The sequence below is a fragment of the Haemophilus sputorum HK 2154 genome, assembly GCF_000287615.1.
Taxonomy (GTDB): Bacteria; Pseudomonadota; Gammaproteobacteria; order Enterobacterales; family Pasteurellaceae; genus Haemophilus_A; species Haemophilus_A sputorum.
In genome coordinates, this window is the sequence record NZ_ALJP01000003.1 from 63,202 (window position 1) to 76,357 (window position 13,156).

13 protein-coding genes are annotated in these 13,156 nt (G+C 39.0%); 2 read left to right on the forward strand and 11 right to left on the reverse strand.

The annotated features are described in order from the left end of the window. Positions 1 to 38: 38 nt before the first annotated feature. The 6 genes from modA to purH form a co-directional block, all read right to left on the reverse strand. Positions 39 to 800 (reverse strand): molybdate ABC transporter substrate-binding protein, encoded by a 762-nt coding sequence (gene modA / locus HMPREF1128_RS00460; protein ID WP_007523119.1) that lies wholly within the window; start codon positions 798 to 800, stop codon positions 39 to 41. A gap of 95 nt (positions 801 to 895) precedes the next feature. Beyond that, positions 896 to 1,657, reverse strand: coding sequence for an ABC transporter permease (locus HMPREF1128_RS00465; protein ID WP_007523083.1), 762 nt, complete (start codon positions 1,655 to 1,657; stop codon positions 896 to 898). 1 nt (position 1,658) lies between these two features. Then, positions 1,659 to 2,567, reverse strand: coding sequence for an ABC transporter ATP-binding protein (locus tag HMPREF1128_RS00470; RefSeq protein WP_007523151.1), 909 nt, complete (start codon positions 2,565 to 2,567; stop codon positions 1,659 to 1,661). A gap of 154 nt (positions 2,568 to 2,721) precedes the next feature. Then, positions 2,722 to 4,554 carry a hypothetical protein gene (locus tag HMPREF1128_RS00475; RefSeq protein WP_007523098.1) on the reverse strand — a complete coding sequence of 611 codons (1,833 nt, stop codon included), beginning with the start codon at positions 4,552 to 4,554 and terminating at the stop codon, positions 2,722 to 2,724. A 118-nt stretch (positions 4,555 to 4,672) separates the two neighbouring features. Beyond that, positions 4,673 to 5,803, reverse strand: a complete 1,131-nt coding sequence (locus HMPREF1128_RS00480) for a cytochrome-c peroxidase (RefSeq protein WP_007523282.1) — start codon at positions 5,801 to 5,803, stop codon at positions 4,673 to 4,675. 159 nt (positions 5,804 to 5,962) lie between these two features. After that, positions 5,963 to 7,552: a bifunctional phosphoribosylaminoimidazolecarboxamide formyltransferase/IMP cyclohydrolase gene (gene purH / locus HMPREF1128_RS00485; protein ID WP_007522983.1), complete on the reverse strand. Its 1,590-nt coding sequence runs from the start codon at positions 7,550 to 7,552 to the stop codon at positions 5,963 to 5,965. 162 nt (positions 7,553 to 7,714) lie between these two features. Between purH and HMPREF1128_RS00490 the strand changes: the two genes are divergently transcribed. Then, on the forward strand, positions 7,715 to 7,984 hold the full coding sequence (locus tag HMPREF1128_RS00490) for a GNAT family N-acetyltransferase (RefSeq protein ID WP_007523271.1): 270 nt from the start codon (positions 7,715 to 7,717) through the stop codon (positions 7,982 to 7,984). Between the two features lie 33 nt (positions 7,985 to 8,017). On the opposite strand, the gene dacB is transcribed toward HMPREF1128_RS00490, so the two are convergent. Next, positions 8,018 to 9,448 (reverse strand): serine-type D-Ala-D-Ala carboxypeptidase, encoded by a 1,431-nt coding sequence (gene dacB / locus HMPREF1128_RS00495; RefSeq protein WP_007523102.1) that lies wholly within the window; start codon positions 9,446 to 9,448, stop codon positions 8,018 to 8,020. Between the two features lie 121 nt (positions 9,449 to 9,569). Here dacB and greA point away from each other — a divergent pair, with 121 nt between their 5' ends. Then, positions 9,570 to 10,046: a transcription elongation factor GreA gene (gene greA, locus HMPREF1128_RS00500; protein ID WP_007523000.1), complete on the forward strand. Its 477-nt coding sequence runs from the start codon at positions 9,570 to 9,572 to the stop codon at positions 10,044 to 10,046. A 274-nt stretch (positions 10,047 to 10,320) separates the two neighbouring features. Here greA and HMPREF1128_RS00505 read toward each other — a convergent pair whose 3' ends face one another. From HMPREF1128_RS00505 to HMPREF1128_RS00520, 4 genes are all read right to left on the reverse strand, one after another. Beyond that, positions 10,321 to 10,794: a redoxin family protein gene (locus tag HMPREF1128_RS00505; RefSeq protein ID WP_007523101.1), complete on the reverse strand. Its 474-nt coding sequence runs from the start codon at positions 10,792 to 10,794 to the stop codon at positions 10,321 to 10,323. Between the two features lie 43 nt (positions 10,795 to 10,837). Next, on the reverse strand, positions 10,838 to 11,902 hold the full coding sequence (gene msrB / locus HMPREF1128_RS00510; protein WP_007523288.1) for a peptide-methionine (R)-S-oxide reductase MsrB: 1,065 nt from the start codon (positions 11,900 to 11,902) through the stop codon (positions 10,838 to 10,840). 128 nt (positions 11,903 to 12,030) lie between these two features. Continuing rightward, positions 12,031 to 12,216 carry a zf-HC2 domain-containing protein gene (locus HMPREF1128_RS00515; protein WP_007523105.1) on the reverse strand — a complete coding sequence of 62 codons (186 nt, stop codon included), beginning with the start codon at positions 12,214 to 12,216 and terminating at the stop codon, positions 12,031 to 12,033. Positions 12,217 to 12,225: 9 nt separating this feature from the next. Continuing rightward, positions 12,226 to 12,780, reverse strand: coding sequence for a sigma-70 family RNA polymerase sigma factor (locus HMPREF1128_RS00520; protein ID WP_007523258.1), 555 nt, complete (start codon positions 12,778 to 12,780; stop codon positions 12,226 to 12,228). Positions 12,781 to 13,156: the final 376 nt, after the last annotated feature.

A 13,156-nucleotide genomic window follows, 5' to 3' on the forward strand; every position in this document is an offset into this window, starting at 1 on the left:
AGGTAAAAAGCCCTTGCAAGCTTGCAAGGGCATCTCAATTATGGCAATGGATAGAAACCAGCGGCTTCAAATTTTGCTTTTGCTGCTGGCGTTTTGAGGAAGTCTAAGAATTTTTTCGCTTCAGCTTTATCGCTCACCGTCGCTGCTGGATAAACCACTTCACCATAGCTTTCTTGTGGGAAGGTCGCGATAACTTTGACTTTATCTGCTGAAACTTTCGCATCTGTTGAATAAACAATACCTAATGGCGCTTCACCGCGTTCAACAAAAGAAAGTGCATCACGCACGTTTTTCGCACGCGCTAAGCGAGGTTCAACATCAGCCCAAAGTTTGTAGTGTTCTAATGCTTTTTTCGCATATTTACCTGCTGGAACGTGTTCTGGATCACCAACGGATAAATAGCTATCTTTTAAGATTGCTTTAAAATCTACGTTTTCAACTTTGGTATCGTTTAATTTACTAGACGCTGGTGCAATGAGAACCAAGTCATTTTTCACTAAATTTGCAACGTTTTTAGTTTTTGCAGGTTGTTTTTCTTTTACATAGTCCATCCATTTTAGGTCAGCAGAAATAAACACATCTGCTGGTGCATCTTGCTCAATTTGTTTTGCAAGTACAGAAGAAGAAGCAAAAGAGAAGGTTACTTTGTCTTGAGGATTGGCTTTTTCGAAATCTTTATTGATTTCTTGTAAGACGTTAGTCATTGAAGCTGCAGCAAAAACAGTAATATCTTCAGCAGCGGCTAAGTTAGCTGAAAAAGCAAAAATACCCGCTAGGGCAAGTTTATGTAATTTTTTCATGTGAATTCCTTAAGGTTGAGGATGAGAATTATAAGTTCAGGGATGACTAGCTAACATTAGCAAAAGTTATTCTCATCTATCCGTGGCAATGAATGCTAGCTTCGTAATCCCACACCTTTTTCCATCAGTGAAAAGGCAACTGAGTATAACACAACGATAAAAAGAAGTAATACGCCAAAAGTGTAAATAACAGGCACATCACTTACGCCTAAAAAGCCGTAACGGAAGCCGTTTACCATATACACAATTGGGTTAAACTTAGATACCGTCTGCCAAAATTCAGGTAACAAAGAAATGGAGTAAAACACCCCGCCTAAATAAGTCAGCGGTGTTAAAACGAAGGTTGGGATAATCCCCACATCATCAAAAGTTTTCGCATAAATGGCATTGATAAAGCCCCCTAATGCAAAGGCAATAGTAGTCATCATCAGCGTCAGTAAGATTATCGCCCATGAGTGAATATCAAAGGAAACAAAGCAGAGCGACACGAGCATCACTAAAATGCCAGCTAACCCACCACGCATCATGCTGCCAATAATATAGCCCCAAATAATGTCATGGCTAGAAAGTGGTGAGACAAGCAGTTCTTCATAAGTCCGCGTAAATTTGCTTAAAAAGAAGGAAGACGCGGTGTTGACATAAGAGGCGGTAATGGCTGTCATCATCACTAAACCGGGGGCAATAAACTGCATATAGCTAACGCCATTCATTTCACCAATACGTCCACCAATCAGTTTCCCGAAAATTAAGAAATAAAGGGTAGTGGTAATAATAGGTGGAACTAAAGTCTGTTTCCAAATGCGAATAACCCGGCGGGATTCTCTGCCGGCAAGTGTTAGAAATCCAGTTAAATTCATACTAATCTGCCATATTTATAAAGAGTTCTTCTAAGCGGTTTGCACGGTTGCGCATGCTTAATACCTCAATGCCTTGCTGGCTAAACTGTTCGAACAGTTTATTTAGCCCTTGTTGGCGTTTTACTTCTACTTCAAGTGTGTTTTCATCAAGCCATCGATGAGCGTATCCATCGATTACAAGCGGTCGATTTTCTGCATTTTTTTGCACATCTAACACGAAAAATTCATTTTCTAAAGTCGCTAGCAGCGCTTTCATTGTGGTGTTTTCAATGAGTTGACCATGCTGAATAATACCGATGTGACGACAAAGATTTTCCGCTTCTTCCAAATAATGGGTGGTAAGAATAACCGTAGTGCCTTGTTCGTTGAGTTCACGCAAAAATTGCCACAGCGAACGACGTAGCTCAATATCTACCCCAGCAGTTGGTTCATCTAAAATCAATAATTTGGGCTCGTGCATGAGCGCGCGAGCAATCATTACACGGCGTTTCATCCCACCAGAGAGCTCACGAGTTAGATGCGTGCGCTTTTCCCAAAGATTTAGTTTTTTGAGCCATATTTCAGCACGTGTTAAGGCTTCTGATTTATTGATGCCATAAAATCCCGCCTGTTGTACCAAAACATCAATCACGCGTTCAAACTGATTAAAGTTAAACTCTTGCGGTACTAAGCCAATTTGTTGTTTTAGCGCAGCTTTGTCACTGTCTAAATCATAGCCAAAGACCTTTACCTGACCGCTAGTTTTATTAACCAAGGCACTAATGATGCCAATGGTGGTGGATTTTCCTGCGCCGTTATGGCCAAGCAAGGCATAGAAATCTCCCTGTTCTACTGTGAGATTGATTCCTTGCACCGCTTTTACGCCGGTAGGATAAGTTTTAACAAGATCGATAATTTCTAGTGCTTTCATAAAAATGCAATCATAAATAATTTGGCAAGATCATAACGGGCAGAGTAAAGCTGTCAAGTTTTGCCCGTGAGTAAATTTTTCATTTTGCGATGATAAGAAGTTTTAAATAATAAAAAAGTGCGGTAAAAATCCACCTTTTTACCGCACAATTCTGCTATTTAGCCGTTTCTATTTGGTAGCTTATCTGTTTCAGTTCACATTCAGGCTTTTTATTTCCTTGAAGAAGATTTTCCCAATTTTCATGATGAAAAATTGAAACATCGACTTGGTTATTTGAAAAATTGGTCAATTTTAACTGTGAATAAGCATCTACACATTTCGCTAACGAAAGCGTTTCTTGGTTATTGGTTGGTCTGATTTCTCCAACTAGTGTGATGATTTTCCCTTGCGGATCGGTTAGCGCGTGCTGTAAATAAAATGGAAATCCATTGAGGGATAAAATAGCTTGGTCATGATACGTTGGTGTAAATATCAATCTAGACGTATTAGATACGCTTTTATGTTGTAATTTATTAACTGTATCAACGTATTCTACTTGTCCTTTAGCTGCTTGGATTGGGTTGTTTTCAAGCCATAACACACTTTCAGCAGTTGTACACTCAGTTAATGCAAAATTATGGTAAGCCAGCGTATTATCAGCTGGTTCTAAAAGATGCATAAAAGAAGCATTGCTATTTTTGCTACACGAGAAAGCGCCGAGTTTTGTATTATCATCTGCAAGTTTAGCCCAAACTGCAGAAGGTGTACTTCTAAACGAGAACAGATTCACTTCTCCCCAAGAAAAAGGGTTTTCTTGGCTTACCACTTCCTCTAAATATGGATATTCAGGCGACCAATCTACCTCCGCATTATCATCTAAATGCGTGAAAATGTTTAAGATTGGATGTCCTTTCATTTCACCTACTTTAGTGGTTTGTAATTTCTTAAGCGGATTAGCAGAGTAAGTGAGCGAAGTTTTGATTGTCTCTGGGCAAGATTCAGCAAAATCATGACTAAACTGCTTAATGACATGCAAGGTTGCTTGTTCATTGTAGAGATCGGTTAAAAGCACATCAAATTCGGGGGATTTAATGACACATTGAGCGATTTTAGTGTTGTTTAACCCAGTCTGATGTTTTGCTGAACCAATAAGAATCATCGGCTTGCCTTCTTGGTTTAAAATCAGCAAGAGATCGTCGGCAATCCATTCTTCTCCGATTCTGACGTATCCTTGAGGTCTCGCCGTCCAATAAGGATTCGGTAAGCTATTTAACTCTGCAAGTTTGGTGGTTATTTTATCTTTATAGATTGGAAGCCCTGAATTGTAATAAAGCATAAAATCTTTAAGCTGAATCTGATGCTGATTTAGCATCAAGGAGAATTCTGCTACTTTACATTCAGCAAACTTAAATGCTTCAGCAGGTAGGCCTTTTTCTACATCTTCTTGCATTTTCCTTTTAAAGCCTAGTTCATGTGTGCATTTTATGCCATGAGGTAATTCTTGCGGTTGAGTTAGGCTTATCACGTTAATCTGATTGTAGCCGTATGCTCGGGGTGCTTTTAAAGAAGTCAGCTCAAACTTCCCCCATTTAAAGGTGGGTTGATTGCCATATTCATCTTTTAAGTTATCGGTTTTGACATAAAGCGTATAGTCATATTCCCCAATCTCTGCATTGGGTGGAAGATCTGTTAAGGCTTCAATTAATTGATGTTCACGTTGAATTTTCTCTTCCTGTACGATTTTCGCATCTCGATATTCAGTCCATTGTGTATATCCCCAAGGAATACTTATGGTTGGAATCATTAAAAGGGCTTTTGCTTTGACTGTTAATGGCTTGTCACTCATTAAGGTGATAACCGCATATAAACCAAAGTAGATAACAAGGTAAAGTACGTAATAGCCCAAAAGCCACCAAGCAAAAAAGGTGATGATATCTCCAGAGAGGTAGGATTTAATCAAAAATGCCACTAAAACAAAGAATATTCCAACAATAATTTTAATCATCATATTAACTTTTACGGATTACGGAAACGGTATGCGATGTTCAGATTATGCGGAATAGATGAAAAATACAAGCGGTCGGATTTACAAAATATTTTGCAAATCCGACCGCTTGCATTAAGGCTTATTCCTCGTAAGGGGCATCAGTCAGTGTTTTTAAGAATGCTTCGAGTGCATCAATTTCGGCATCGGTAAGTGGCTTACCTTTCAGTGCATCATGACTGACCGTTGGTGCATATTCTGCTTCTTCCCATGGCTTGCCGGTTTCTGGGTTAGTGGTTCGCTCAGGGTTATTTTTGCTATCTAAAAAGAGAAGCACTGTGCGTAATTCTTTAAACACACCGTTGTGCATATAAGGAGCAGTCACGGCAACATTACGCAGCGTTGGCACTTTGAATTTGCCTTTTTGACGTTCATCGCCTTTCACCATTGGATTATCTAACAAGCCGTTATCGACCCAATCTTCGCCTAACTGATTATGCGCTAATAACGCTTTATTTTTCGGAACACCAAGATTGAAGTAACGATAATTAGTGAAAGTTTCTTCTTTATGATCTTTTGCTTGTAGTTGGTGGCAACTGCTACAATTGGTTTTTTCTTGATCGAAAAAGAGTGCTTTGCCTGAGGCTTCTTGTTCAGTTAATTGGTATTCACCCACAAGCGATTTATCGTATTTTGAACTAAATTGTGCAAACAGATCTAAGTGTTGAAACTCAGCCAACGCTTTTTCCATCAAAGCATAAATTTGATTTTCATCTTTGAGAATCTCGTTACCAAAATTTTTGGTAATGAATTTTTCATAAGCAGGATTTTCTGTAATGCGTTTTGCCACAGCTGCTTTATCAGGCATTCCCATTTCAACAGGATTTACAGGAGGGCCACCGGCTTGTTCTGCTAAATCTTTCGCTCGGCCATCCCAGAATTGCCCACCCACATAGTCTTGCAGTTTTTCATCAAAGTGGAAATCTGGTGAGAATTTTGCATAAAGTGCAGTTGGAGAGTTACGGTTGCCGAATTTTGTTGGGTCATCACCTTGTGAAACCATTTTACCAATATCATTATCGCGTAAATCCGCAAAAGCCGCATCTGGCATATGGCAGGTTGCACAGCTTTGCGTTTTGTTAAAAGAGAGCGATTTGTCAAAAAACATCTTTTGACCTAAACCAAGTAAAACAGGATCGAGTTTTTTCGGTGCAGCGGTTTCTGCTAGGGCTAAAGTAGGTAAAAGTAAAAGAGGGAGTAATCGCTTTTTCATTGTGCCTCCAAAAATAAACTTGGCGTTAATATACTCCAAAATAACACAAAAATGAAAAAGCAACATTAGCAAAACTGAGGTAGATCAACAAGCGGTCGAATTTGGTTGAGCTTTTGCAAATTGCTTAACAAATTCGACCGCTTGTCTTTAGGGGATAGATTAGTGGCGGAAATGGCGCATGCCAGTTAATACCATCGCCATGCCATGTTCGTCTGCTGCATCAATCACTTCTTGATCGCGCATTGAGCCGCCTGGATGGATTACGCAGGTAATGCCAACTTTTGCTGCTGCATCAATACCATCACGGAATGGGAAGAAGGCATCAGATGCCATCACACAACCTGCAACTTGTAATCCTTCATCTTCTGCTTTAATGCCAGCAATTTTGGCAGAATATACGCGGCTCATTTGTCCTGCACCAATGCCGATGGTTTGTCCGTTTTTCGCATAAACAATCGCATTTGATTTGACATATTTCGCTACTTTCCAGCAGAAAAGTAAGTCTTCAAGTTCCGCTTGGGTTGGTTGGCGTTTAGAAACTACTTTTAAGTCTTCAATAGAAACGGCACCTTGATCGGCTTCTTGAACTAATAAGCCACCGTTGACACGTTTGTAATCTAAGCGTTTTTGGGCTGCGCTAAACTCGCCACAAGCTAGCACGCGGACATTTTTCTTTTTCGCTAGGGCTTCTTGGGCTTCAGTGGAGATACTTGGTGCAATAATCACTTCGACAAATTGACGTTCAGCAATCGTTTGTGCCGTTTTGCCATCTAATTCACGGTTAAAGGCAATAATGCCACCAAATGCAGAGGTTGGATCGGTTTGGTAAGCGCGGTTATAGGCTTCTAAAATATCGCTACCAATTGCCACGCCACAAGGGTTTGCGTGTTTAACAATCACACAAGCTGGCTGGCTAAATTCTTTCACACACTCAAGTGCGGCATCAGTATCGGCAATGTTATTGTAAGACAGCGCTTTGCCTTGTAATTGTTTGGCGGTAGAAACAGAAGATTCTTTTAGTTCTGGCTCTACATAGAATGCCGCATTTTGATGTGCGTTTTCACCATAGCGCATGGTTTGTTTGCGCACGAAATTTAAATTTAATGTGCGAGGGAATTGTCCACAAGGTTGGGTTAAATCTTCCTCTTCAGCACCTTGATAAGGGGGAACTTTTTGTCCAAAGTAATTCGCAATCATCGAATCATATTGCGCAGTATGTTCGAACGCTTTAATGGCGAGGTTAAAACGGGTGGCTAAGGTAAGTTCGTTTTGATGTTGATCCATTTCTGCAAGAATGGCAGAAAAATCATGATTATTCACTACAATCGCGACATCTTTATGGTTTTTCGCAGCAGAACGCACCATAGTTGGCCCACCGATATCAATATTTTCTACGGCATCTTCTAATGAGCAATTCGGTTTTGCAACAGTGGCTGCAAAGGGATAAAGATTAACTACCACCATATCAATGCGTTCAATGCCATGTTGATTCATGATCGCATCGTCTGTACCACGACGACCTAAAATGCCACCATGTACTTTCGGATGAAGTGTTTTTACACGACCATCCATCATTTCCGGAAAGCCCGTGTAATCTGATACTTCAGTAACCGGTAATCCTGCATCAGCTAATAATTTTGCAGTGCCGCCGGTGGAGAGTAATTTTACACCGCGCGCCACGAGCCCTTGGGCAAAATCGACAATACCTGTTTTATCAGATACACTTAATAACGCTTGTTGAATCGCCATTTTTCATTCCTTCAATGAGAGTTAAAGTTAAAATAAAAACCGGCAAAATTATAACGCAAACGTTTGCTTTTTTGTAGCAACTTTGCCAACAAGCGGTGATTTTGCTAAATTTTTTTGCAAATCAGCGAATCCATCACATCTATTTTAGGCAAGGAAGAGTAAATGATTTATCACGACACGGCTGTAGCCGTTTTTATTTATCAGAATGAGCAAGGTGAGCAATTAGGTAAGCTTTGTTATCGATACATTAAAGAAAACACGATTGATGCTTTTCATACAAAGGTGAATGAGGCTTATCAAGGGCAAGGGATTGCAGGCGAACTTTATCAGGCGTTAATGGCTTTTGTTGAACAAGAAGGATTACGCGTAAAACCAAGTTGCAGCTATATTGAAGTAAAAATGCGCCGTTCACATCCACAGTGGATGGCATAAATAAAAATAGGGCAATTAGCCCTATTTTTATGATTATTCATTGTAAAGTGCCATATAGAATTGCTGCTCAAAATTGACTAGCGGTGCACGTTTGGTTTTGCTTTCTAGCTCGCCGGTTGAATAACCGTTAATAAATTGCACGAAAGCAATGCGTTGCCCTTTAGCATTTTTCATAAAGCCTGCAAGGTTATATACGCCTTTCAGTGATCCCGTTTTTGCCATGATATTTTTAGCGAGTGGCTCTGCAGAAATTGAACCTCGTCCTGAAATCGTGCCATCTACGCCGGCTATCGGGAAAGTTTCAAACAACTTTAAATTAGTTTCATTTTGCGCAATATATTCTAACGCTTTGAGCATGGTTTCTGCGCTGACTTGATTATGACGGGAAAGACCAGAACCATCAGCCATCACACTATTATTAAAATTCACACCCGCTTTAGTTTTCAATAAATTACGCACGACAAAACTGCTTAGTTGGAAAGTCGCTGGACGGTTTTGTAGATGATTTGCCACACGTCTAAATAATGCATCAGCAATTTGGTTATCTGATTTTTTCATCATTTTCTTGAGCAAAGTTTGCAGCGGTTCGGAAAGATGCTCCGCTAAAATCGTTCCTTTTTGCTCTCCCAAAGGCGCTTGGATTTTGCCGTTAAATTCAATGCCGGCTCGGCGCAGATAAGTCGTAATGAGATTAGCGCCATAATTGGTTGGGTCTTGCACAGAGAAGCTCAACCCAAACGGTTTATTTTGGCGAGCAAGACAACCTTTGATTTGATAGCGGTTGTTATCATGAACCACGACATCTAGTTGGCAATAAGGTGCATCATTTTTATCCACCACATAAGCGCTACTAAATACCTGAACGGGATAAGCACTCGGGACATCCACTTTAGCAAATTCGCCAATCGGCTGGTCAGCATTGAGATTCACATAAAAGCAGTTGTGATCGACATTTATCGCAGCGGGCGGGGCATTAAAACACATGGTTAAATCATTCCAAATCCAGCCGGAAGCTTTGTCATGGCTAGCAAACACGGCGGTATCTAGAATCAAATTGCCTTCAATTTTTCCAATGCCTTGTTTTTTTAATTCGTAAATCAATTGCGAAAGTTGACCGCTTGTCAACTCGGGATCTCCGCTAAATTTAGCAATCAAATCGCCTTTTAAAACGTTATTCTCAATTTTTCCATTTGTCAGTAGCGCCGTTTGAAAGCGAAAATCTTCAGGAAGCGCGAGCTTAGCAGCTAGCGCCGTAAACACTTTTTGCGTGCTGGCTGGTAGCATAAAGAGATCACTTTGATATTGGGTAATAATTTCGTTAGTGTCTAAATTTTTCGCAATAAAGCTAGCAGAAGTGCCTTTAGGTAAGGCTTGGATTAAACTTTCAGGTTGGATTTGTGCGTTTGAAAAAGAAGTAAATAGTGCACTAATGAGTGCCAATGAATAACGGATTTTAGGGAACATAATCAGGGAAGATATTGCTATTTTTAATAAAAAATGAATAATAGCGGTTTCACTTTTATTCGTAAATTATAAATTTGTAAACCGCTCATTTTGTAGGGGTTTTGTCTTAAGAGGATCTAATATGAAACAAATTCCTATGACTGTTCGTGGTGCAGAAAAACTGCGTGAAGAGTTAGAATTTTTAAAAAATGTCAGACGTCCAGAAATTATCAATGCGATTGCTGAAGCGCGCGAGCATGGCGACTTAAAAGAAAATGCTGAATATCATGCTGCGCGTGAGCAACAAGGTTTCTGCGAAGGCCGTATTCAAGAAATTGAAGGAAAATTAGCCAATTCACAAATTATTGATGTGACGAAAATGAACAATACGGGCAAAGTTATCTTTGGTGCAACGGTATTACTCTTGAATGTTGAGTTAGACGAAGAAGTGAGCTACCGCATTGTAGGCGACGACGAAGCAAACATTAAAGAAGGCCTAATTTCCGTGAACTCACCAATTGCACGTGGTTTAGTCGGCAAAGAAGTTGATGATTCGGTTATCATTGAAACCCCAGGCGGCAAGGTTGAATTTGACATCATTGATGTACAATATATTTAATGAAATAACTCCCTTTAGAAAATGGTGCTAAGTCACATTTAGAAAGTGTTACTAGCCAAAAGATAGAGAAAAAGCCATTAAAATGACGAAAATACTGAGGTTTTTCGTTGTTTTAATGGCTTATTTCTATGTTTAAATGGGCTTTAAAGGCGATTTACATTTATAGCTTATCAATCATTAAATGCTAGCCAATTATCTGTTTTATTTTCCTACATATAGTCCAAATTGAGAATTTTCGCAAAATATAAAGAAAAACCGACCGCTTGTATCACCATTATTGGGCTATAGCTTGGCGAATTTGCTCTGCATTTAAATGGCCAGGAACGGTTTTTTTAATGTTTAATGCTTGATCTAAAAATAGGTTAAATGGATAACCAGGCAAATTGGTGCGCTTGATGATTTCGCCTTTTTCATCAAGGAAGACTTTAATATTTTTATAGTCTTCTAAACCTTTATACCATTCAATAAAATCCGCTGTGGCTTTTTCGCCTTTTTGAGTAGGCGAAACAATTGTGATGACTTCAAAATTTCGATCTTTTGCTAGACTTAAATCTTCAATTTCGGCTAATCCTGCCAAACAAGTTGGGCACCAAGAAGCCCACATTTTGATATAAAGTGGTTTGCCTTGATATTGCTCTAATGTAACTGGTTGGTTGTTTAAATCTTTTAAGGAAATGCGTGTTAAGTCCGTTTCAGCAAAGCTATTAAGGCTAAATGCCATCAATATCATTGAGAGAAATTTTTTCATTTTTTGTCCTTTTTCGTTTAGAAATATACGTTAAGTTAAAAGATTATTGATGGATGGTTTTTATTAAATATCCATAACCTGCGTTTTCCATTTCAGCTAGTGGAATAAACTTAATTGAAGCGCTGTTAATGCAATAACGCAGCCCTCCTTTGTCTTTTGGACCATCATCAAAAACGTGTCCTAAATGTGCGTTACCACTGCGGCTAAGTACTTCAGTGCGTTGCATATTAAAGCTGTTATCGGTTTGATAATGCACCACATCTTTGGCAATTGGTTTGGTAAAACTTGGCCAACCACAGCCAGATTCAAACTTATCATTTGAAGAGAATACTGGCTCTCCTGTGGTGATATCGACATAAATACCCGGTTTGAAGTTATCCCAATATTCGTTACTAAATGAACGTTCGGTGTGTTTACGTTGCGTGACAGAATATTGTAATGGTGTGAGCTTAGCTTTTAGCGTTTCATCACTTGGTTTTGGATAATCCTTTTCGTTAATTATCGGTTCATCTGCTTGGTGAATGTCGATGTGGCAATAGCCATTCGGATTTTTCTTCAAATAATCTTGGTGATATTCTTCCGCCATCACATAATTTTTAAGCGGCTGTACTTCAACTTGGATTTTGCTTTTATATTTGCTTTGAAGCTGATTTAAGGCTTGCTCAATCACAGATTTATCTGCAACATCCTGATAATAAATTCCCGTGCGATATTGCCGCCCACGGTCGTTACCTTGTTGGTTAAGGCTGGTTGGATCAATCACTTTAAAATAATATTGCAATAATTTATCGAGTGAAATCTGGTTGGCATCATAGGTTACTTTCACAGTTTCAGCATGATCAGTTTTCCCTACTAGCGGATAACTCGTTTTATCGGTATGACCGTTTGCATAACCTGAAACCGCGTCTTTTACGCCATAAATGCGTTCCATATAGGCTTCTATACCCCAAAAACAGCCACCCGCAAGATAAATTTCATGGATATCTTGCGCTTTATTTGCCATAGTTTGGGTACCCATTGATTGTGGCGCTATGTTGGTTTCAGTCGCCATTACAGACGAATGGGCAAATAGCGCCGAGAGAAGAATAAATAGTGCAGAATGTTTCATACGCTTTCCTTTTATCGTTGAATTAACTAGATATAGCATTAGACGGTGAAGCGTGGTGAATCTGACAACAATTTTGCAAAATTTTTAAAAATTTTGACCGCTTGTTGACAGCTTAGGGAAGGCAACGTCTATTTTTCTTGGTTTTCAAGCTGTTTAAATGTACGCATCATTTGGCTTAATTGATGGCAATTTCGTTGAAATTGACGGCAGTGAGGGCAAATCAGTAAATGCACTCGTAAACCGAGCAGTTCATCTAATGCTAATTCGCGTTCGTGTGCATCAGAAATCAGGCGGGTAGCTTGGCGACAACGCATAATGTCTCCTTAAAGTTTTTGGGATAAACAATGTTGCAATTGCAATCTTGCTCGATAGAGCAGGGTATAAAGATTTGCAGTGCTTAGTTGCGTTTGCTGGCAAATTTCTTCTGAATTAAGCTCAAGAAATTCGCGCATCATAAAAATTTTTGCCTGTTTGGCGGGTAAGAAGTGAAGGCAAGTTTCAAAAATTAACCAAAATTCTTTGGTATAAATTTGTGTTTCTCCATCAGGTAGGCGAGTTGGCATATAAGCCGAATTCCAATGATCATGCTCGTCAAAAAACGTATTAGCTGAAGTCTCATCCTCATTCGCTAATTCGCTTTCTAACACCCAGCGCTGCTTTGTTCTTAAATAATCAATAATTTTGTTTTTAAGAATTGCAAACACCCATGTTTTAAATGCAGCTTCATGTTTGAACGAGTCTAAATGGCTAAAAGCACTAAGAAAAGCCTCTTGAACCACATCTTCAGCAAGCTCAGTATTATGGAGTTGTAATTGCGCAAATTTCAGCATTTGATGGCGAATTTGAGTCAGTGCGTGCTCTGAAATTGCAGTGTTCATATTAAGTCCGTTAAATTTTTTAGAAAAATAAGCAAATTTTCTTCTTATTTTATGAAAGAAGCGATTCTTTTTTCTATATTATTACCATTAAATCAGAGTTTGTCCTTAAATATTGAAATGTTTTTACCATTCCAACACTGAAGTGCGGTAAATTTTGGCAAGGTTTGTGAATGTTATCAATTCACTTTTAATGCTATATATTTTTAAACATAATGGGTTTTGCTAGAAATTGATAGTCTGTTAACAGAAAAATCCCTCATTCTGGTTATTTTTCAAAAAATAGTTAAATTTCTATTTATCTTTATATATATTTGTATATAATGAATGCGATTCTAAATAATAAATTGGTGTTATTACAAACACACTATTGGCTAGC